The following is a 22,613-nucleotide window of genomic DNA, read 5'->3' as shown; positions in this document are numbered from 1 at the left end:
CTCACAGGCATATGTTTGTGGGGATTTTTTTAATATTTTTGTTTCACACATTGAACCCTCTCCCGATGAAAAGAATAATTCTATTAGTTCTACTTTTTAATTGCTTTACTATTTTTTCTCAAGAATTTAAATTTGAAGCTCCTGATTATAAAAAAATTGAGAACACTATTAAAGACAAAAAATCAACTTTATATTATCCAAAATTACAATTAAAGTTTGAAGCTGCAGACTCGACAATGACCCTTGAAGAAAAAAGACATTACTATTATGGCTATACTTTTCAAAAAGAATATGCTCCATATTTTAAGTCTAAACATTCCGAAAAACTAGAAGACTTTCAGAAAAAAGAAAACCTTACCCAAAAAGAATACGAAAAAGCAACTGAACTTTGTAATTTAATTTTATCAGAAAATCCATTTGACATAAGAACAAGAAATTATAAATCTTATTGCTTAGACAAATTAGAACGTAAAAAAGAGCTCGAAAATAATATCATAAAAACTAACATTATATTTGAAACCATTTTAAGCTCTGGAGACGGCGTAACTAAAGAAACAGCTTTCTATGTTATCAACACGTCTAATGAATACGCCCTACTAAATGCTTTAGGCTTTGAGTTTGGAGGAAGTCAAAGCTTAATTGAACATTATGATTTTCTTGACTTAAAAGAAAATGAATATAAAATAAAAGGATTTTATTTCGATGTAAGTCCATGTTTAAACAGTTTTAAATTTTAAAACCGTAAAAACCAAAAACTAACAATGACATCTGAAAAATTTACCTTCATTAAAACCGATAAAAAGATAATCAAATTATACTTTGATACTATTGCTGTCATTACTGGTTTAGGTAATTATGTACAAATAATAACTGTAGATAATACAAAATACACTTATTACAAATCCCTGAAAGATTTAATAGATGTATTACCCAATGAATTTATGAGAGTTCACAATTCTTCGATAGTTAATTTAACCAATATTGATAGTATCGAAGACAATCATATTATGGCCAAAGGAAATAAAATTACCATTGGCAAAACCTACAAAGAATGCCTTACTACCGCTCTGGATAAATTTATATTATAACCGCCCACATAAAAAAACAAACAGTGTGTGTAGTATTTACACACGTTTGTATAAAATAGTTTCATGTGCTTTATACTTTGTTTTCATTTGCCTGAATATTAAACAATTCAGTAATGATGAAAGTAATTTTAAAAATCATATTAACTATTATTATGTCTACACAAATTTCAAATGCACAAAAATATCCTTTAAAGGAGGATGTAGCTACTATTAACGGAATTATAAAAGCTACTTACGAAGCCGTTTCGGGAGAAGCTGGAGAAAAACGACAATGGGAACGTGACCTTTCACTTCATGACCCAAATGCGATTTATTCTTTTCCGCTAGAAAATACTGCTGGCAAAACGCAACAAACCACAATGCCTCTTAAAGATTTTCATAAAGAAACCGATACTATGGTTGCAAAAACTGCCTTTTATGAAAATGAAGTAAATAGAGAAGTTCGCGTATTTGGGAATATCGCCCACGTTTGGAGCACTTATGAAACTAGATTAGCAAAAAATGGTCCTGTTGCCCGAAGAGGAATTAATAGCATACAACTTTATTACAACGAAGGTAGATGGTGGATTACATCTTGGACTTTTGACAAAGAAAAAGAGGACAGGAAAATCCCTCAAACTTTCGATCCACAGTAAACAAAGCTGTAAAACAAAAAAAAATCCCAAACCATCAAATTTGATAGTATGGGATTTCTATTACTTAAAGCAAAATTATCTTGCTTGAACCGCTGTATCTGTAAAATCGGAAAACACGCCATCCAGCCCTAATTTATAAAAAGCCTGATATTCTAAAGTTGGATTATTTTTATAGCCACTCAACAATCGCTTTCCTTCATTTCTGAACGTATAAGCATGCACTTGTAATCCTTTTTTATGTGCATCTGAGATTAAAGTCGTTGGTGGCAACGCTACTTTATCGGCATCATCAACTTTTCCGTCTCCATTAATATCGTCTGCTTTTCCATCATTATTGGCATCTACTCCTTTATACGGAATAATAAATGGCTTCCACGGACCAATTCCTGTTGCATAGGTTTTAACAAAATCTAAACCTTCCTGAGTTCTAAAAAATCCGTAATCTCTAGTATCGCCTTTTAAGTGCCAATCATATGGTTTTCCATCAGAAATCATTCCTCCGTCTGGAACTGCAAAAACTAAATCTCCATTTAGAGCTACATCGTAACAACCTAACAACTGAATTGTTTTCACACTTGATTTAGTTCTTATGTATTGCAAATTAGAAACTTCAAATGACTGAATATAAACTGGAGACGAAACATTATTCCATCCCTCGACAGCTAACATTTCTAATAATTTATCGGTAATTTTTAAACCCAAAGCCTCATGAAAAGAGGGATGTTTTGTTTCTGGATAAATCCCTACTACACGACCTAGTAGTTTCGATTTTTGTTTTGCCAAAGCAATTACTTCTACAAATGTTGGAATCGCATATTTATTATTATATTCTTGTGAACGCTCCGCAAAAGCTTGTTTTGCTTTTAATTGTTTAATTTCTGCTAAAGTAAAATCAGAAACAAACCAATCGGTTATCATTGCGCCATCAATATTCTTAGTCGTTTTTTTAGAAGCAAAAGCCGGAACTTCTGATACGTTTGTTGTTCCAGACAACATTGGTTCATGGCGCACTACAAGTTGCCCATCTTTCGTCATTACTAAATCTGGCTCTATAAAATCAGCTCCCATTTCAATAGCTTTAGTATATCCCTCAATAGTATGTTCTGGTAAATAACCTGATGCACCACGATGAGCAATCACAATGGGATTTGCTCCAATTAAAGTAGGATATTTCCCTTTTCCGAGAATTTGATTACCATCATTCATATTACAAGCCAATAACAAAATTACACCGCTTAAGAAAATTGTACTTTTAAAAATTTGAAATGAATTCATAGTTTATATTTTTAGCAAATAAATACAATTTTACATCAATTTATATTAGTACTGAGTTAAGCATCAGTTATGCTTTTTTACTTAAAAAAAACTATCAAAATATTCAAAATTATTCCTCACCATTGACGTATTCGTTTAATAGACTGGGCTTTTGCCTCCTCAGGTGTAAATCCCTTTTTCATCTCTTCATCAAAATCAAAAGTAGCCCTATCAATTCCCTTAAATTTAGCTGGAGAAGCTTCATAAGTAACCGAAGGTTCTTCTACTTTATTTATTTTAGAATTTTCTTTTTTAGCATTCATGACGAATTTATTTAACAGCCCAATTTACAACATTTTACACCAAACAAAAAATCTCAAACTATCAAGATGATAATTTGAGATTTCCATACAATTAGAAATAAGATTTTACGCAATCTTTTTTTCTTTCTTTTTATAATTGATAATAAAAACTCCTGATATAATAAGTGCTGTTGCAATAATAAAATCGACAGTAATTACTTCGTCTAACAGCAACCAACCCAGAAAAACCGCAATTATAGTGTTGAAGTAAGACAAAATAGAAACCTGTATAGCCGTTACTCGTTTTAAAGCATAATGATAAGAGAAAAAAGCAAGTATCGACCCAAAAACAGATAAATATAAAGACGCAAAAATACTTCTCGCGCTCCATAAACTTACATCTGGATTTGGAGAAAAAATAAATGCTAAAACCAACTGAACCAAAGTAGCAATTGTAAACTGATAAAATAAATTCAGTGTAATATTATTCGACTTATGAGTATGGGTCTTTGTATAAATTGTTCCTGCTGCCCAACCTGAAATTGCTAAACTCATAAATATAAGTCCGTGTTGATAATTAGAATCTAAAAATGAACCCAATCCATCTTTAAAAATAAAAACAACTCCTGTGAAACCAATTATAACTCCTATAATACCTTTTAAACTTGGTTTTTGCAATCCAAACAAAACACTACCTATAAAGATTAGTACAGGCGACAAAGCACTCATTATAGATGCTAACCCACTTGGTAAAGTTTGTTCGGCGACAGTAGTAAAACCATTTGCAATAACAATCATTAATAAAGCTGGAATTAATTGGTGTTTAAAATTCTCCCAACCAATCCATTTTAATTCTTTTTTAAACAGTAAAATAGTCATCGCTATTAATCCTGCTAAACCCTGACGAATAGAAGTTACAAACCACGGCGGAATAGTTTCTACCGCAACCCTGATTCCTAAAAAAGTCGTTCCCCACACAATCCCTACTGTCGCCATGCAGAGGTATAATTTATAATCTGGCTTTTGTTGCATCGCTAATACTATCCATTTTAAATAAAAAAATCCCAAATTATAATGCTATAATTTGGGATTTTTAAAATACTATCTATTTTAAACTAAGAAACTTTGTTTCTTATCTTTTCTTCCCATTTCCAAGCGCTCTTCATCGCTTCATCAAGCGTTGATTGGGCTTTCCACCCCAGCACATCATTAGCTTTGGTTGTATTTGCATAGGCCTCGGTAATATCACCTTCTCTTCGTGCTACAATTTTATATGGTAATTTTTTATCACTTACCTTTTCAAAACTCGTAATCACCTCAAGAACAGAACTTCCTTTTCCTGTACCCAGATTAAATGTTTCTACTTTTTCCAGATTTTTTTTATTCAATAATCTTTGCAGTGCTACGACATGCGCTTTTGCTAAATCGACCACATGAATATAATCCCGTACACAAGTTCCATCGGCTGTAGGATAATCATCTCCATAAACAGATAATTCCTTACGCAATCCAATTCCAGTTTGTGTAATAAAAGGAACTAAATTTTGAGGAACCCCAATTGGCAATTCTCCTATTTCTGTTGACGGATGTGCTCCAACTGGATTAAAATAACGCAATAAAATAGCATTAATATTAGTTGCTTTCGCAGTATCTCTAATAATTTCTTCTCCTATTTTTTTGGTATTCCCGTATGGAGACATCGGCTGTTGCACAGGAGCATCTTCTGTAATTGGCATATTTTTGGCTTGACCGTAAACTGTACAAGAAGAGCTAAATATAAAACTAGCTTCTGGTTTTTGCTGTAGTTCTTGTAAAAGATACACCAAACTACTGATATTATTTTCGTAGTACAGAAGTGGATTTTCGACACTTTCACCCACAGCTTTTGAAGCCGCAAAATGAATTACTCCAGTAACATCATTATATTTTTTAAAGAAATTTTGTACTGCCGTTTTTTCTCTTAAATCTAATTTCTCGAATAATGGAGTTTTACCTGTGATGGCTACGATTCCTTTTAAAACATCTTCTGAGGAATTAGAAAGGTTATCGATTATCACCACTTCAAAGCCTTCATTTTGCAATTCGACTACGGTATGTGATCCGATAAATCCTAATCCTCCTGTTACTAATACTTTCATTTCTTGGTTGTTTTTTGGCTATTTATTTGATTTGGTTTATTTCAAAAACTCAATTACACTATCCGTAATAAATTTAATTTGCTCATCATCAAGCTCTGTATGCATTGGCAATGAAAGCACTTCCTGCACCAATTGATTGGTTACTGGGAAATATTCTTCTTTATAACGAACATCAACATATGCTTTTTGCGAATGCAACGGAATTGGATAATAAATTGCACAAGGAATTCCTTTATCCTGTAAGTGTTGTAACAATCCGTTTCTATCTGCATTTATAATTCGCAATGTATATTGATGAAAAACGTGATCATTTTCGTCAGGATTAAATGAAGGTGTAATAATATTAGCATGTCCTGCTAACGCAGCATTATACTTAGCCGCAGCTTCACGACGTGCTTTATTATACTCATTTAATAACGGAAGTTTCACATTCAAAACCCCTGCCTGAATACTATCTAAACGTGAGTTTACCCCCACAACATCATGATGATAACGCTCATACATTCCGTGATTTACAATTCCACGAATCGTATGCGCCAAAGCATCATCATTGGTAAAAATAGCACCACCATCTCCATAACAACCTAAGTTTTTAGATGGGAAAAATGAAGTTGCAGCTACATGCCCCATCACTCCTACTTTAGTTTTTGCTCCAGATTTAGAAATATAATCAGCTCCTATTGCTTGTGCATTATCTTCGATCACATACAAATTGTGCGCTGCTGCAAGTTCCATAATTGCATCCATATTAGCAGCACGACCAAACAAATGTACCGGAACAATTGCTTTAGTTTTTGGAGTTATAGCTTTTTTAATTGCATCGATAGAAATATTCATACTATCCATTTCAACATCTACTAAAACCGGTGTTAATTGCAACAAAGCAATCACTTCTACAGTAGCTGCAAAGGTAAAGTCGGCAGTAATAACCTCATCCCCTGGTTTTAAATCCAATCCCATCATTGCAATTTGCAATGCATCAGTACCGTTTGCACAAGGAATAACATGTTTTACTCCTAAATACGTTTCGAGATTTTTTTGAAACTGATGAACCAATGGTCCATTAATATATGTATTCGTATCTAAAACGTCTTGAATTGAAGCATTTACAGCTACTTTTATTTTATCATATTGACTTTTTAAGTCAACCATTTGAATTTTTTTCATTGTGATATTCTAATTTAAAGTTTGCATTCTCGAATAAAGAAAGTTCAATTTTAATTGACTTTCAAAATAATACTTCCGAAAACGAGGAACAAAAATAGTTATTTAATGAGTTTAAACCAATGAAAATAATTGAAAGAAACGTATTTTAGCCCCAAATATCCAACTATGCTTTTCTTATACAATCTAATCGTAATTATTGTAAGCTTTTTATTAAAAATAGTGGCACTTTTTAGCCGTAAAATCAAACTTTTTGTAGATGGCAGAAAAAGCGTTTTCACAACCCTACATGAAAAGATAAAGCCCACTGATAAAACAATTTGGTTTCACGCTGCTTCACTAGGCGAATACGAACAAGGCTTACCTGTTATTGAAAAAATTAAAGAAAAATACCCTTCACATAAAATCATTGTTACTTTTTTTTCTCCTTCAGGTTATGAAGTTAGAAAAAACAATACTGTTGCTGATGTAACTCTTTATTTACCATTAGATACAAAGCAAAATTCCAAACAGTTTTTAAAATTAGCACATCCAGAAATGGTTTTCTTTATTAAATATGAATTCTGGCTAAACTACCTTAACGAATTAAAAAAGAACAACACGCCTACCTATTTAGTTTCTGGAATATTCAGAGACAATCAAATATTCTTTAAATGGTACGGTAGTTTTTACAAAAAAGCACTTGATGCATTTACTTTCTTTTTTGTTCAAAACGAAAGCTCCAAAAATAAAATCGAATCTATTGGTTACAAAAACGTAATTATCTCAGGCGATACTAGATTTGACCGTGTGGTTGCTATTTTAGAACGCAACAATACTCTAGATTTTATCGCTGAATTTAAAAACAGCTCGACTACTATTGTTATTGGTAGCTCATGGCCAAAGGATGAAGTTTTATTAACCGAATATATCAATACCACTCAAGAGCAAGTGAAATTTATTATTGCTCCTCATAATATCAAACCAGAACAAATTACTACGCTACAGCAATCTATTACTAAAAAAACAATCTTATTTTCTGAAAAAGAAGGCAAAAACTTAGCAGATTATGACGTATTCATCATTGATACTGTTGGAATATTAACCAAGATATACAGTTATGCAACAATTGCATATGTAGGTGGTGGTTTTGGAAACCCTGGCGTTCACAATATTCTTGAACCAGCAACTTTTGGTCTTCCTATTGTAATCGGTCCAAATTACTCTCATTTTGCCGAAGCTACTGAACTTGTTCAATTAGGAGGTTGTATTTCTATTGCCAATGCAACAGAATTAGAAACTGCATTTAACAGCCTCATTTCGAATCAAAATTACCTCAATGAAAAAGGCTTAATTTGCAAGTCTTATGTCCAAAATAAAAAGGGAGCAACAGACACAATTATGAGTGCAATTTAATCTCACTCCCTAATTTACCATAAAATATGTTATCCAAATCATAATTTTTTATTGTTCAGCAATGAAAATCGATTTATAATTTTAATTTCACACAACTAACTCCAACTCTTTTTTAATACGGTAGATTCAATAAAAAAATTAAAAAACACCGTGTTTACTAGCATTACCGAGCACTCCCCTCAAAAAAACATTTAATTAAACACTAATTTACCATACAAAAAAGCCTTTTAACGTTTTTGGCACGTTAATTGATAATAAGATAAACGTAGGCATTGAAGAATATTTTAAAAAAAAATAAAAAAATATTTTACATATTAAAAAATTTATATCTTTGCCACGAATTAATAATTAACCTTTTATAATAAAGTAAGATGAAAAAAGTATTTTTAAGTTTAGCTGTTGTTGCTGTTTTAACTGTTGTATCTTGTAAAAAAGCTGACGCTGCACCTGCTGACGACGCTGCTGCTGTAGTTGATTCTGCTGCTGTTGTTGTTGATTCTGCTGCTGCTGTAGTTGATTCTGCTGCTGTTGTAGTTGATTCTGCTGCTGCTACTGCTACTGAAGCTGCAAAAACTGCAACTGAAGCTGCAAAAAAATAATTAGAACTTAAATTCTAAAATTTTTAAAGCCATCCGCATAGCGAGATGGCTTTTTTATTGAATCAAACTCTAGCTTATATTTTAAGCAAAAAAAAGAGAGCGCATTTTGACAAGTCAAAATGCGCTCTCTTTTTTCATTTCAATCCCACCACCTAATCTTCAAAAACAAAATCATTTACAGAGAAATCCAAAACCTCAGCTTTAGAACCATAAGTAACAATTTCTTTTATTCCTTTTTGAAGAAGCAACTCGGTCGTATATTTTCTACTTGTTGCAAAATGATTATCATTAAAAACCAACTTAAAAAATACTTTCCTCCAGACGATTTAAACTTCAAAAATTTAGCCGAGTCTATACTACCCTTAAACTTCTCAATCTCTTCTTCACACTCAAATTTAAGCTCATAACTAAGACTTGTAAAGATAACCTTCCCCTTTCTGGAAGTAAACACAAATTTATACTCATCATTAAACCTCTTACTTATTACGAAAGCCCCCATTTATTTTTTTAGATTTTTTTTTAGATTGCCGATTCTAGAATCAACTAAAGATTTTTTCAAAGTCCAAGATCAAGTACTACAAGCTCATCTACAATTACAGACTTTTGTAAAATAAAAAAACCCCTTCAAAAAGAAGAGGTTTCTTGTACTCAGAGCGGGACTTGAACCCGCACGAACATTGCTGTTCACTGGATTTTAAGTCCAGCGTGTCTACCAATTTCACCATCCGAGCATTATATGGTGTTGAGCGAAAAACGGGGCTCGAACCCGCGACCTCGACCTTGGCAAGGTCGCGCTCTACCAACTGAGCTATTTTCGCCTTTCAAATTCTAATTAAGAACTACAATACTTGAATTGTGCCGTATTGCGAGTGCAAATTTAAGACATTTATTGAGTTACACAAGCATTTTTTAAAAAAAAATTTCACTTATTTTATAATCAACTGATATCCTAAACTTTAAATATGAAATTATTTTCTTGTAATCATTCTTTTAATCTCATTAAGCTTCATAAGCGCCTCCACTGGCGTTATCGCATTAATATCAAGATTTAAAATCTCTTCTTTAATCTCTTCCAACAATGGATCGTCTAGATTAAAGAAACTCATCTGCATTTCATCACTATCCGACTTTATCCCATTTAACGCATCACTTGAATGATCTTTCTCTAATTTCTTCAAAAGCTTTTGTGCTTTCAAAATCACAATCTGAGGCATTCCAGCCATTTTTGCAACATGAATTCCAAAACTATGTGCACTACCTCCTTTTACAAGCTTTCTAACAAAAAGAACCGTATCCTTTAATTCTTTTACTGCAACATTATAATTCTGAATTCTAGGCAACGAATCTGTCATTTCATTTAACTCGTGATAATGCGTAGCAAATAATGTCTTTGGTCTCGACGGATGTTCATGCAAGAATTCAGCAATAGCCCATGCAATCGATATTCCATCATACGTACTAGTCCCTCTTCCTATCTCATCTAGTAAAACCAAACTTCTGTCTGAAATATTATTCAAGATTGAAGCCGTTTCGTTCATCTCGACCATAAAAGTCGATTCTCCCATCGAAATATTATCTGAAGCACCTACTCTAGTGAATATTTTATCTACCATCCCCATTCTAACACTATCTGCAGGAACAAAACTTCCCATTTGAGCCAGTAGTACTATTAAAGCGGTTTGACGCAAAATAGCCGACTTACCAGACATGTTGGGTCCTGTAATCATAATTAACTGCTGCGTTTCTCTATCCAAGAAAACATCATTAGCAATATACGGCACACCAACTGGTAATTGTTTCTCGATAACAGGATGTCTTCCATTCTTAATTTCTAATTCGAAAGTATCATCAATTTGCGGACAAACATATTTATTCTCGATTGCCAATTGTGTAAACGAACACAAACAATCTAGTTGCGCTACCAGGCTTGCATTCATTTGCACTGGCTTAATATATGTTGTTATCCAAGAAACCAATCCCTCGAAAAGCTCTAATTCTATTTTATGAATTTTTTCTTCGGCTCCTAAAATTTTAGTTTCATACTCTTTTAGCTCTTCGGTAATATAACGTTCTGCATTTACCAAAGTTTGCTTACGAATCCATTCTGACGGTACTTTATCTTTATGTGTATTCCTAACTTCGATATAATATCCAAAAACATTATTAAAAGAAATTTTTAGAGAAGTAATTCCAGTTCGCTCCGACTCTCTTTTTTCAATCCCCTCTAAAAATTCTTTCCCTGAAGTAGAAATTGCTCGTAAATCATCTAACTCTTCGCTAATACCTTTTGCAATAGCATTACCTTTATTAATAGATACTGGTGCTGAATCTTGATTTAAAGTTGTTTTAATCTTTTCACGCAATAAATCACAACTATGTAAATTATCACCTATTGTTTTTACTGCTTTTTGTGAACTTTTAAGTGCAAGATCTTTTATAGGAATAATTGCATCTAGCGATTCTTTCAGATAAACTATCTCACGTGGAGAAACTTTACCTGCAGCAATTTTAGAAATCAAACGCTCTAAATCTGATATTTGCTTAATTTGATACTGAATATCATGCAGTACCTCTTGATTTTCCTTTAAGTAAGACACCACTTCGTGACGACTCTTAATCTTATCGCTATCTTTAAGAGGCAATGCCAGCCAACGCTTTAACAAACGTCCTCCCATTGGCGAAAGCGTTCTATCTATAACATCTAAAAGTGTAACTGCATTTGGATTATAACTGTGATACAATTCCAGATTTCGAATCGTAAATCGATCCATCCACACATAAGCATCTTCGGCTATTCGCTGAATCGCTGTTATATGCTGCACTCTATTATGTTGTGTTTCGGACAGATAATATAAAATAGCCCCCGAAGCAATAATTCCTTCTTTTAATTCTTCTACTCCAAAACCTTTTAAAGAAGCAGTTTGAAAATGCTTCGTTAAAATCTCTAAAGCATAATCCTCTTTGTAAATCCAATCTTCTAAATAAAAACTATGGAAATCCTCTCCAAAAGCTTCTTTGAAATCATTTTTATTATGTTTTGGAACCAGAACCTCACTTGGCCTAAAATTCTGTAATAACTTATCAATGTATTCAGCGTTTCCTTGAGCCAGTAGAAATTCTCCAGTAGAAACATCCAAAAATGAAACTCCTATATTTTTATTAGCAAAATAGATTGACGCAAGAAAATTATTGGTTTTAGACTGCAACACCTCATCATTAAGAGAAACACCTGGAGTTACCAGCTCAGTAACACCTCTCTTAACAATTGTTTTAGTCATTTTAGGGTCTTCTAACTGATCGCAGATTGCTACACGAAGTCCCGCTTTTACTAATTTTGGCAAATACGTATTAATAGAATGATGCGGAAATCCTGCCAAAGCCGTTTCTGTTTCTGAACCTGCTCCACGTTTTGTTAATGTTATACCAAGGATTTTAGAAGCCCTAACAGCATCTTCTCCAAAGGTTTCGTAAAAATCACCAACTCTAAATAGCAAACATGCATCTGGATATTTTCTCTTGATTTCATTGTACTGTTTCATTAACGGTGTTTCTTTCACCACTTTCTCTTTCGCTGCCAAATTACTGTGTTTTTTAAATGAAAAATTATGACAGCGAATTTATAAATTTTAAAGCGAATAAAGAATCCCTGAAAAAATTAAAATATTTTTAAGGCAATTTTAAGTTACACTTTCATTATTTTCCATAAATTTGTTAATAATTAAAAATTAAACTGAAAATGAAAAAAATAATTCTACTTGTAATGTTTACAGTATTAAGCGTTGCTACATCTAATGCCCAAGCTAAAGCTAAAACTGCTAAAGTTGATGGTGCTGGGATGGTTTTTGTTAATGAAGTTATCGATTACGGAACAATTGCACAAAATGCAGATGGAAAACGTGAATTTGTATTTACTAACAACGGAAACAAACCATTAATCATTACTAACACACAAGGATCTTGTGGATGTACAGTACCAACTTCTCCAAAAGAGCCTATCGCTCCAGGTGGAAAAGGTATTATTGGTGTAAAATACGCTACTGACAGAGTAGGTGCTTTTACTAAAACTGTAACAGTTACATCTAATGCAGCTGGACAACCTACAAAAATACTTACTATTAAAGGTACTGTTTTAGCGGCAAATGAAGCTCCAAAAAGCTAAATCGTAAAACAACCACAAAAATAAACGAAAAGCTTCCTTACTATTTGGAAGCTTTTTTTATTACTAGAATTTAAATATTTATGAGAAAACTCGAAAACAGCGAACTCGAAAGAAAATCTATTACTGATTTTAAAAAATCAGAAAAAACACCTCTTATATTAGTCTTAGACGACATTCGCAGCTTACATAATATAGGCTCTGTGTTTCGAACTGCAGATGCTTTTTTGATAGAAAAAATAATTTTATGCGGTATCACTGCTACTCCACCGAACAAAGAGATTCATAAAACCGCACTTGGTGCCACTGAAACTGTTACTTGGGAACATCACGAGAACGTATTAGAAGTAATTGAAAATCTTAAAAAAGAAAACATTACAACTCTAGCTATCGAACAGGTAGAAAGCGCTGTTTTTCTACAAGATTTTGAAGTAGAGAAGGACAAAAAATATGCTCTAGTATTTGGAAATGAAGTATATGGTGTTGCTCAGGAAGCTGTTGCGATTTGCGATGGTTGCATCGAAATTCCACAATTAGGGACCAAACATTCTCTTAATATATCTGTAAGTGCTGGAATTGTTGTTTGGGATTTATTCCAAAAAATGAATTGGCCAAAATAAAACAACTTTAGCTCTATCATAATGAAATTCAAGCGTTGGACTTATCTCTTAATTGGTTTATCAATATTTCTTTTCTCAGGAATATGGGCCTTTAAAAAATTCAATTTTAATACTGAACACTCCATAGGACAACCGCTAGACAGTTTAAATGGGGTTAGTGTTTATTACAATGGCGGAGTTAATAATGTTACCGATAGAAATCTTACTGCAGACAATTATAATCTTGGATTAAAATACCAATGTGTAGAATTTGTAAAGAGATATTATTATGAACATTTTAATCATAAAATGCCTGACAGTTATGGTCACGCCAAAGACTTTTTTAACTCAAATCTTAAAGATGGCCAGAGAAACGAAAAAAGAGATTTGGTACAATATACGAATCCGAGCAAAAGCAAACCAAAAGCTGATGATCTTTTAATTTATAGTGGAACTATTTTTAATCGATTTGGACATGTTGCCATTGTTTCAAATGTTACTGATAAAGAGATTGAAATAATCCAGCAAAATCCTGGTCCATTTAGCAAATCCAGAGAGGTTTTTTCTTTAATTGAAAAAGAAGGCAAATGGATAATTGGCAATGACCGAATTTTGGGCTGGTTAAGAAAAGAATAGTTATCCTATTTTTTTCTTAATTTCCTCTAAAACAAAAAGATAGTCTTCATGCTTTTTCACAAAATCACGATCTGAAACATCAATAATTAGAACATTCAGATCAGATTGTGATTTAATGTATTCTAAATATCCATTATTGATTTTATCCAAATACTCAGCCTCAATGTTCTGCTCGTAGCTTCTGCCTCGCTTTTTTATGTTCTGTAATAAACGTTCTGTATTTTGATATAAATAAACATACAAATCTGGCTTTGGCATTTCCTTATAGATAATATCGAACAAGTTTCGATACAAGCGATATTCATCTTCAGCAAGTGTTATTTTGGCAAATATTAATGATTTAAAGATGTGATAATCGGCTACGATAAAATCTTTAAATAAATCAAATTGCGCTAAATCATCTGATAATTGCTGATAACGATCTGCCAAAAAGACATTTCTAGCGGAAAAGCATATCGATTTTGATCTTTATAGAATTTAGGTAAAAAAGGATTATCTGCAAAACGTTCTAATACTGTTTTAGCATTAAAATCATCGGCTATTTTATGAACCAAAGTTGTTTTTCCAGCTCCAATATTTCCTTCAAAAGCAATATAATTAAATCGTTGCATTGGAATTTCCTGCAACGGACTTTTCAAATCCTGAACAACCGTACAAATACTATCGTCGGGTGTTATTGCAATTAATTCTGGAATTGTTTTTTGAAAAATTGGATGCTTCCAATTCAAATTTAGATCTTGAATGGGCATCAAGACAAAATTTCGATTTTGCATCAAAGGATGTGGAATCTGAAGTTTATCGGTATTGATAATTTCATCTTCATAAATAATCACATCAACATCTATAAGTCGAGATTGATATCCTTGTTGTTCTGAACGAATACGTCCTAATTGCTTTTCTACTTTTAAAACTTGACTTAATATTTTTTGTGCCGATGCATTGGTATGCAAAACCAAGGCACAATTATAAAATGCATCACTTTCAAAACCCCAAGCTGGCGTCTCATATAACTTCGAAACTTGAACAACAGTACCAATTTCCTGATGTATCAAATTAATACAGTTTTCTATATTTCCTAACCTATTTCCTTGGTTACTTCCTAGGGATAAAACGACCTGATATTGTGATTTCATAATTAGATGCAAATTAACTAAAAGTATTTTAGAAAATAAGAATCTTTAGGACTGTTCTTCTTTATTTGTTTTTAATTAAAATCATTTTAAACCACTTAAAAACTAGGAAAAAAAACAATATTGGTATAAATAATTCCCCCAATTCAGCTAATGAAAATTCTGAATTAGTTTTTAAAAGAGTCCTGATAAAATTCCAGGAATTTTGTGGGAAATATAGAATTGAATCTGGATTTTTGATTAAAACAAAGTATAAAAAAAACAATATAAAGCCATAACAAACTAAACCATAAAACAATAACAAATACTTTTGCAAAAAGCTCTGGATACTTTTGATAATATTCAGGGTTGGTTGCTAAGAAATAGTGTCCAAAATTACCAATTTAAAATTGTCTAAAATAGACAAGTTTTGTATGTAATTATTAAATTTTAATCTCATCTCGTATCTATTTTAAAAATTCCCTACAACCTCAAATTCTTTCTTATTCTTATCCTCAGATACTTTTTTTAAAAATGCATTTAACTCACTGGTCAATGGCAACTGATTTTGATTATCCCAAAATTCTTTGGAATAAGAAGACTTTGCCTTAAAAATATCTTTATCTTCAGAAAAATTAGATTTTACTTTTTCAGCTATAAAGCTATTCGTGATAAATAAATCTGTAGTAAAATCATAAATTATTACTTCTAAATTATTTTTTAAAACCTCTACATTCCCATTTATCTTAGCATTACTTACATAATATTTATTATTCTCATTATTTTTAGCATATTGCACTAAGGATTGAAAAAATGTAGTTCTCCATTTATAAATACCTTTCTCCACATATGGAACACTATTTGCATCGGAATATTCATCTATAAATACCTCTTTTATAGCATAGTCTCTCCTATTTATAATGAAATACCCATCAGCAACCTGTCCTTTTTCAGTTTTCTCTTTTGCGATAAAATTAATTTTTCTATAGTCTGAGTCAGTCGATATAACTTCCGTAAAAGAATATTTATCTTCTACATTTAACAATATCGCAGATGTTCTATCGAGTGTTTGTTTAAAACTTTGGAATTGAAAATTCGTAGCATCATTCGTTTCCGAAATACCTGTTTTTCTCATATTTACAATTTCAATCGTATAAACACTATTCTTCTTTTCTTTAGTTCTAAACAGTCTTTCTCTATATGCTTTCCCCGAAATATCCTGTAATCTTACAATTGCTTCATTCTTTTTTAACAGACATCTCAGAAAAAAATTCTCTCCATAAGGCTCTATAGGATAATTTACATTGATATTATCATACACTTTTCTCATATAAGCACTGGCATTGTTCACTATAACTTCATCCAACACAATTGCTTTTCTTTCCATAAAAACTGTGTCCTTACTTATAAGCAAATCAAATGTGGTTTTTATATCATTATACCCTATTGCACTAAAATTTATTTCATTCTTACTTGAAACAAAAACAAACACTCCTTCTTCGTTTGTTATCGAATTGTCTTTGTCATTAAAAACAGTTACAGATTTCAAAGGTAATTTTGTATCGATATCTGCAACAACTTTGTTAAGCACTATTTCCTGGCCTTGCAATGGAAAAGATAGCAAGAATAAAAAAAATAAAAGTTTAAAAATCTGCTTCATATTTAATCTTTTTTATAAATTCTAAAAAGAAAGAAGCACTCAAAATATGTGCTTCTTTCAAAATTTGAAGTGATTAATCACTAAATGCTAGAATGTCGCTCCCGATTCTGATGGCCCTATAACAACTTCATCAATCCAAGCAAATTCGTATCTCTTCTCTAATTCTTCAACTTGAAATTTTTCAAGCAATTGGTTTTCTTTTTCTAAAAACCCTTCTGGTAATTGATTTTCTACATTCTTAAAAATTGGTTTTAAATTTTTAATTAATAACTAATCTACAAAAACCACCTCCTTAATTATAATCCTTATACGTTAAGATTTTAAAAATAAAGTAAGAATAGTTCTATTTTTCAAACTTATTTTATAATTTTATTCTTTCTTATTAAAAATCGCATAATAACTGCATAATAAATAAATTTAATATTAAAAGAAAATGGGTATGAGAATTAAATTAAGACAGATTAGAGAAAGCAGAGGCTTCTCTCAAGAACAAATGGCAGAATATTTGGAGATCTCTCAACCTCAATATTATCGAAAAGAAAGAGGAAGTAGTAAAATACAAGAGCATGAATGGGATATTCTTGCGAAAGTATTAGAGGTCGATAAAAACCAACTAAGAAATAAAAATACAACATTAACTTTTAATGATTACAACGAAGAAATTAGTATCCAATCTTCACAGACACTACATTATTCTGAACAATTAGTATTAGAACTCAAAGAACATGTAAGTACTTTAAAAGAAAAAATTATCTTTGTAAAAGAACAATATGAATCCCGTCTTAAAGACAAAGAGGATCTTATTTTATTTTTAAAACAAAACAACAATAAATCATCTTAATCAAGCTAGAGCTATGCAATTATTGGCTATTTCATCTTAAGATTTGTAACAATTCAGCACTTTAAGCTACTTATTAAAAAAATGTAATTATGAAATTTTTAGGAAATGTAATAGCTACCGTAATCGGTATTTTTGTTTTTTTCATGCTGTCCTTTTTTGGAATGATGTTATTAGCAGCGCTTTTTGGAGGCGATAGTAATGCTGTTACCGTAAAAAGTGACTCTGTAATTGAACTTGATTTAAGAAAAATACAAAATGATTATGCTGGAAAATATAAAGACCCTTGGGTAACTATTTTTTCTGAGCAAAAAGGTATTGGGCTAACAGATATCATTAATGCCATAGATGTTGCAAAAACTGATGATAACATCAAAGGGATTTCTATTCTTAATGATGCCTCTTCTTTAGGAATGGCTCAAAGTAAAGATTTACGAAATGCTCTTGAAAGTTTTAAAAAATCAGGAAAGTTTGTAATGGCGTATTCTAATGGGTATTCTCAAAAAGAATATTATTTAAATTCTGTTGCAAATACAATTTACTTAAATCCTGTCGGTGATTTAGATTTTAAAGGATTGTCTTCTGAAATTATGTTTTTCAAAGATTTTCAAGATAAGTCAGGTATTCATATGGAAGTAATCCGTCATGGAAAATATAAAAGTGCTGTTGAACCATTTCTTGAAAACAAAATGAGTGATGCCAACAGAGAACAAACTGGCGCTTTATTAAGCTCAATCTGGAATACTGTTGTTGCCGACATTTCTAAAAGTCGTAACATTCCTGTTGATCGATTAAATGAAATCGCCAACGGTCTTTTAGCTAGAACACCTGAAATGGCAAAAGCAGAACGCCTTGTAGATGTTATAGCTTACGAAGATGTATATCATGATGCTATTAAAAAAGTCCTGAAGGTAACTGGTGATGATGACTATAATAAAATTTCTATTTCTGATTACACTCAAAACTTCATTACTACTGCTACTAGTTCTAGCACTTCGGGTGACCAAATAGCTATTATTTATGCTCAAGGAGAAATTCAAAGTGGCGAAGGTGACGTTACAGTTATTGGTGAAGGATCTATGCGTCGTTCTTTACAGGAAGCTCGCAAAAATAAAGATGTAAAAGCAATTGTACTACGAATTAATAGCCCTGGAGGAAGTGCTTTAACTTCAGATTTGATTTGGAGAGAAGTAGAGTTAACTAAAAAAGTAAAACCTGTTGTTGTTTCTATGGGGAATTATGCAGCATCTGGAGGATATTATATTGCTTGTAATGCTAATAAAATATTTGCTGAAAGCAATACAATAACTGGTTCTATTGGAGTTTTTGGAGTACTACCAAATTTCACTCCTTTAGCAAACAAACTAGGAATTAATACTGAGCAAGTAAAAACTCATACAAATGCTGCCAACTATAGTCCATTCGTACCTTTGGATGAGAACTTCAAAGCTGTAACTTTAGAAAGTGTCGAACATATTTACAGAACTTTTGTAACCCATGTTGCCGAAGGAAGAAAAATGACTTTTGAGCAAGTTGATGCAATTGCACAAGGAAGAGTTTGGACTGGTTCTGAAGCCCTTAAAATTGGTCTTGTAGATAAAATTGGTGGATTAAATGACGCTATAGCTGAAGCTGCAACTCTTGCCAAAATAAAAGACTACAGCACACAAAACTATCCAGAATACGAAAAGAAATTCAATGATATGTTGCAAAACTTGCCTTTTGCAAAATCAAAAGAGAATTTTATTAAAGAAGAAATAGGTGAAGAAAATTATTTTATTATCGAACAGGTAAAAAGATTACAAAATAAAAAAGGCGTACAAGCCATGATGCCATTCGAAATTAATATTCAATAAATATAACTTCATTACAATCACAATCCGTTTAAGTCAGACTTAAACGGATTTTTTGTTTTATGCAACAATAGAAGTTTTTTCACCACGAATTATGCGGATTCCCATCAATTAATTTATTAACCCTGCTTTGAGATTCGAAAAATGCGATGGAAAGTTTTCAACATATACCAACAACAATCCTAACTTATAAAATTCATTAAAGTTAACTCAGGTTTAATTTAGCGATAACACATATAAGTGCATCTTGTAGCTACTTTAGCAAAATATTACAAGGGAGGTTATACAAGCATTTAAGACATTTTAAGCTAGTAGAATTCATAACGATAATAACCCTGTTTATTTTTTTGGATAGCTTACTCATATCATCCCCTCGATATGTTGTAGGCTATTTTTTTTTGATTAAACTTAATACAAGACTTACAAAAGAGCATACTTGAATTTCTTTTTATAAGGGAAATTCAAAAAGAATAACTCATAAAAGTTTATTTTTGCAATAAGCAGGCATAAAAATTGCTTGTAATAACTGAATTCAAATAACTATACATATGCTAAAGAAAGTTCTGAAAATCGCAGGAATAGTAATCGTTTTACTGATTGCTTCTTTATTTGCCATTCCGTTTTTTTTTAAAGACCAAATTAAAACCAAAATATCCGAAGCCATCAATGAGAGCGTTGATGCCAAAGTTAGTTTTGTCGATGCCGATTTGAGTTTATTTAAAAACTTCCCGAATGCCAATGTTTCTATAGAAAAACTAGTGATTATAAACAAAGCTCCTTTTGAAGGTGATACTTTAGTTTCATTAGGAGAATTGAATTTAAAAATGAGTATTAAAGAACTTTTCAAAGGAAAAGATGAACCTCTGAGCATTCAAGGAATTGATACTAAAAATGGATTAATCAATATTATATTCGATAAAAATGGTGTTGGAAATTTTGACATTGCACTAAAAAAAGACGAATCTAAAAAAGACGAAACTGCTAGCAAACCACTTTCTTTAAAAATCCAAGGGTACAAAATTGAAAATTTTACTTTTAGATATTTTGACCAAGGTTCCAAAATAAAAATGGTTATTGATAGCTTGAACCATGAAGGAAAAGGTGATTTTACAGCTTCGAAGCTGGACTTAACTACAAAATCGACTGCCAAAGTATCTTTGGATATGGACAAGATAAATTACATGAAAAATGTATCACTAACTCTTGATGCTGTTTTAGGTATTGATTTAGAAAAAAGCAAATACACCTTTAAAGAAAACAAAGCGTTGATTAATCAGTTACCATTAGAATTTGATGGTTTTATTCAAATGGTTGAAGGTGGTCAACAATATGATTTAAAGTTTAAAACTCCTACCTCATCGTTTACTAACTTTTTGGGGTTAATTCCATCTGCCTATTCTTCTGGATTGGATGGTGTAAAAACTACAGGAGATTTTTCTGTTGCTGGATTTGCCAAAGGCTTATTTTCGGACACTACTGTTCCTAAATTCAATATTGAAATTGCATCCAACAATGCTTCATTTAAATATCCAAACTTACCTAAATCAGTTCAGAACATTGTAATCGATACTAAAATCATAAACGAAACTGGAATTTTAAATGACACTTATGTAAATTTAGATAAACTTTCGTTCAAGATTGATCAAGATGTTTTTAATGCTAAAGCAAATATCAAAAACATTACTGTTAACCCTATTGTAGATGCTGCCTTAAAAGGAACGATTAACTTAGCTAATCTTTCTAAAGCATATCCAATAAAAATGGACAAACCCTTAGCTGGAATTTTAAAAGCTGATGTAACTACTAATTTTGATATGGCTTCAGTTGAAAAAAGCCAATATCAAAACATAAAAAATGCTGGTACAATGAGCTTATCTGGATTTAAATATACAGATGAGAACAATAAATCAATGAATATTAGCACTGCTTTGGTTCAATTTAATCCAAGTACAATCAACTTAAAACAATTTGATGCTACCACTGGAAAAAGTGATATTAGCATTAATGGTGTTCTTGAAAACTTCTATGGTTTTATGTTTAAAAAACAAGAGTTAAGAGGAAATTTCAATATGAGTTCAAACCAATTAGCTGTTGATGACTTTATGACTACAGGAGAACCTGCTCCTGCTAAAACCGAAACAGATAGTAAAGCCAAAGCTAAACCAGCCGAGGCAATGAAAATTCCCGCTTTCCTAAATTGTACTTTGACTGCAAAAGCAAATACGGTTTTGTATGACAATTTAAAACTAACCAATGTTGCTGGAAAGATAATTGTAAAAGATGAAAAAGCAACTTTAGAGAACTTTAAAACATCTATTTTTGGTGGAACTATTGGGCTAAATGGAGCTGTTTCTACAAAAGAAAAAGTCCCTACTTTTAATATGAATTTAGGCTTTAATCAGGTTGATATTGCGCAAACTTTTACGCAATTAGACATGATGAAAAAAATTGCTCCTATTGCGGGAATCATCAATGGTAAATTAAATTCGACTATAAAACTTAACGGAAATCTAAATGCCACTGAACTAACTCCTGATTTAAAATCAATTTCAGGAGATTTGATAGGTCAATTACTTTCAACTACTGTAAATGCTAAAAATTCGACGGTATTAAATGCTTTGACTTCAAACATTAAATTCATTGATATGAATAAAGTAAATTTGAACGATATTAAAGCAGCCTTAACTTTTGACAACGGAAAGGTTAACGTAAAACCGTTTGACATTAAATATCAAGACATTAAAATTACTGTGGGCGGAACACATGGTTTTGACCAAACGATGAACTACAACCTAAAACTTGATGTTCCTGCTAAATATCTTGGATCTGAAGCCAATGCTTTTATTGCTAAATTATCTCCTGCAGATGCTGCCAAATTAGATAATATTCCGATTAATGCATTAATCACTGGAAATTTCTCTAACCCAAAAATTTCTACAGATATGAAAAGTGCTGTTACAAGTTTAACCACACAATTGGTTAATCAACAAAAAGATAAACTTACTAAACAAGGAACAAGTGCTTTAACTGATTTGATTAATAAAAACACCAAATCAAAAGATACTACAAAAGCGGGTGCTGCAAATAAAGAAAAAACCACTCAGGAGGTAACTAATAAAGCGAGTGAATTATTAAATGGTTTGTTTAAGAAAAAGAAAAAAGAAGAGCCTACAACGACTCCATAAAT

The 22,613-nt window shown here is 31.7% G+C and carries 18 protein-coding genes, 2 tRNA genes and 2 pseudogenes; 11 read left to right on the top strand and 11 right to left on the bottom strand.

Going from position 1 to position 22,613, the window contains the following annotated elements; all coding sequences use genetic code 11:
* Positions 1-65: 65 nt before the first annotated feature.
* The 3 genes from EAG11_RS20970 to EAG11_RS20960 all read left to right on the top strand — a co-directional run bounded on the left by EAG11_RS20970 (position 66) and on the right by EAG11_RS20960 (position 1,723).
* Positions 66-737, top strand: a complete 672-nt coding sequence (locus EAG11_RS20970) for a DUF4919 domain-containing protein (RefSeq protein WP_164998746.1) — start codon at positions 66-68, stop codon at positions 735-737.
* Between the two features lie 24 nt (positions 738-761).
* A complete protein-coding gene (locus tag EAG11_RS20965) occupies positions 762-1,088 on the top strand; it encodes a LytTR family DNA-binding domain-containing protein (protein ID WP_129540891.1) in 327 nt (108 codons plus the stop codon).
* Positions 1,089-1,201: 113 nt separating this feature from the next.
* The gene (locus EAG11_RS20960) at positions 1,202-1,723 is read left to right on the top strand and encodes a hypothetical protein (RefSeq protein ID WP_242499221.1); all 522 of its coding nucleotides are present in this window, start codon (positions 1,202-1,204) and stop codon (positions 1,721-1,723) included.
* A 75-nt stretch (positions 1,724-1,798) separates the two neighbouring features.
* On the opposite strand, the gene EAG11_RS20955 is transcribed toward EAG11_RS20960, so the two are convergent.
* From EAG11_RS20955 to EAG11_RS20935, 5 genes are all read right to left on the bottom strand, one after another.
* Positions 1,799-2,998, bottom strand: a complete 1,200-nt coding sequence (locus tag EAG11_RS20955) for a glycerophosphodiester phosphodiesterase (protein ID WP_242499220.1) — start codon at positions 2,996-2,998, stop codon at positions 1,799-1,801.
* A gap of 116 nt (positions 2,999-3,114) precedes the next feature.
* A complete protein-coding gene (locus EAG11_RS20950) occupies positions 3,115-3,300 on the bottom strand; it encodes a hypothetical protein (protein ID WP_129540890.1) in 186 nt (61 codons plus the stop codon).
* A gap of 105 nt (positions 3,301-3,405) precedes the next feature.
* A complete protein-coding gene (locus EAG11_RS20945) occupies positions 3,406-4,311 on the bottom strand; it encodes a DMT family transporter (protein WP_129540889.1) in 906 nt (301 codons plus the stop codon).
* An 83-nt stretch (positions 4,312-4,394) separates the two neighbouring features.
* Positions 4,395-5,417: a UDP-glucose 4-epimerase GalE gene (gene galE / locus EAG11_RS20940; RefSeq protein ID WP_129540888.1), complete on the bottom strand. Its 1,023-nt coding sequence runs from the start codon at positions 5,415-5,417 to the stop codon at positions 4,395-4,397.
* Between the two features lie 36 nt (positions 5,418-5,453).
* Positions 5,454-6,584, bottom strand: coding sequence for a DegT/DnrJ/EryC1/StrS aminotransferase family protein (locus EAG11_RS20935; protein WP_129540887.1), 1,131 nt, complete (start codon positions 6,582-6,584; stop codon positions 5,454-5,456).
* Between the two features lie 165 nt (positions 6,585-6,749).
* On the opposite strand from EAG11_RS20935, the gene EAG11_RS20930 reads away from it, so the two are divergent.
* Entirely contained in the window at positions 6,750-7,976 is a 1,227-nt protein-coding gene (locus tag EAG11_RS20930; RefSeq protein ID WP_129540886.1) for a 3-deoxy-D-manno-octulosonic acid transferase, read from the top strand.
* Between the two features lie 371 nt (positions 7,977-8,347).
* Positions 8,348-8,575: a hypothetical protein gene (locus EAG11_RS20925; protein ID WP_129540885.1), complete on the top strand. Its 228-nt coding sequence runs from the start codon at positions 8,348-8,350 to the stop codon at positions 8,573-8,575.
* Between the two features lie 152 nt (positions 8,576-8,727).
* Here EAG11_RS20925 and EAG11_RS20920 read toward each other — a convergent pair.
* The 4 genes and pseudogenes from EAG11_RS20920 to mutS all read right to left on the bottom strand — a co-directional run bounded on the left by EAG11_RS20920 (position 8,728) and on the right by mutS (position 12,153).
* Positions 8,728-9,074 (bottom strand): annotated as a pseudogene (locus tag EAG11_RS20920) (DUF1508 domain-containing protein).
* Positions 9,075-9,220: 146 nt separating this feature from the next.
* Positions 9,221-9,306 (bottom strand) — tRNA-Leu (locus EAG11_RS20915).
* A 14-nt stretch (positions 9,307-9,320) separates the two neighbouring features.
* A tRNA-Gly gene (locus EAG11_RS20910) sits at positions 9,321-9,393 on the bottom strand.
* Positions 9,394-9,543: 150 nt separating this feature from the next.
* Entirely contained in the window at positions 9,544-12,153 is a 2,610-nt protein-coding gene (gene mutS, locus EAG11_RS20905) for a DNA mismatch repair protein MutS (RefSeq protein WP_164998745.1), read from the bottom strand.
* A gap of 158 nt (positions 12,154-12,311) precedes the next feature.
* Between mutS and EAG11_RS20900 the strand changes: the two genes are divergently transcribed.
* The 3 genes from EAG11_RS20900 to EAG11_RS20890 all read left to right on the top strand — a co-directional run bounded on the left by EAG11_RS20900 (position 12,312) and on the right by EAG11_RS20890 (position 13,966).
* Positions 12,312-12,734 carry a DUF1573 domain-containing protein gene (locus EAG11_RS20900; RefSeq protein ID WP_129540884.1) on the top strand — a complete coding sequence of 141 codons (423 nt, stop codon included), beginning with the start codon at positions 12,312-12,314 and terminating at the stop codon, positions 12,732-12,734.
* Between the two features lie 80 nt (positions 12,735-12,814).
* Positions 12,815-13,351, top strand: coding sequence for an RNA methyltransferase (locus EAG11_RS20895; protein WP_129540883.1), 537 nt, complete (start codon positions 12,815-12,817; stop codon positions 13,349-13,351).
* Between the two features lie 21 nt (positions 13,352-13,372).
* Positions 13,373-13,966 carry a CHAP domain-containing protein gene (locus EAG11_RS20890; RefSeq protein ID WP_129540882.1) on the top strand — a complete coding sequence of 198 codons (594 nt, stop codon included), beginning with the start codon at positions 13,373-13,375 and terminating at the stop codon, positions 13,964-13,966.
* Here the strand turns inward: EAG11_RS20890 and folK are convergent.
* Both folK and EAG11_RS20880 read right to left on the bottom strand, forming a co-directional pair.
* Positions 13,967-15,099 (bottom strand): annotated as a pseudogene (gene folK / locus EAG11_RS20885) (2-amino-4-hydroxy-6-hydroxymethyldihydropteridine diphosphokinase).
* Between the two features lie 448 nt (positions 15,100-15,547).
* Positions 15,548-16,735 carry a hypothetical protein gene (locus EAG11_RS20880; protein ID WP_129540881.1) on the bottom strand — a complete coding sequence of 396 codons (1,188 nt, stop codon included), beginning with the start codon at positions 16,733-16,735 and terminating at the stop codon, positions 15,548-15,550.
* A gap of 439 nt (positions 16,736-17,174) precedes the next feature.
* On the opposite strand from EAG11_RS20880, the gene EAG11_RS20875 reads away from it, so the two are divergent.
* From EAG11_RS20875 to EAG11_RS20865, 3 genes are all read left to right on the top strand, one after another.
* Positions 17,175-17,576: a helix-turn-helix domain-containing protein gene (locus tag EAG11_RS20875; RefSeq protein WP_164998744.1), complete on the top strand. Its 402-nt coding sequence runs from the start codon at positions 17,175-17,177 to the stop codon at positions 17,574-17,576.
* Between the two features lie 89 nt (positions 17,577-17,665).
* The gene (gene sppA, locus EAG11_RS20870) at positions 17,666-19,429 is read left to right on the top strand and encodes a signal peptide peptidase SppA (protein ID WP_129540879.1); all 1,764 of its coding nucleotides are present in this window, start codon (positions 17,666-17,668) and stop codon (positions 19,427-19,429) included.
* A 545-nt stretch (positions 19,430-19,974) separates the two neighbouring features.
* Positions 19,975-22,611: an AsmA-like C-terminal region-containing protein gene (locus EAG11_RS20865; protein ID WP_129540878.1), complete on the top strand. Its 2,637-nt coding sequence runs from the start codon at positions 19,975-19,977 to the stop codon at positions 22,609-22,611.
* Positions 22,612-22,613 lie beyond the last annotated feature (2 nt).

Source organism: Flavobacterium sp. 140616W15 (genome assembly GCF_003668995.1).
In the GTDB taxonomy this organism is placed as follows: domain Bacteria; phylum Bacteroidota; class Bacteroidia; order Flavobacteriales; family Flavobacteriaceae; genus Flavobacterium.
Note: the sequence above shows the minus strand (reverse complement) of the source record. Positions and strands in the feature narration are given on the sequence as shown.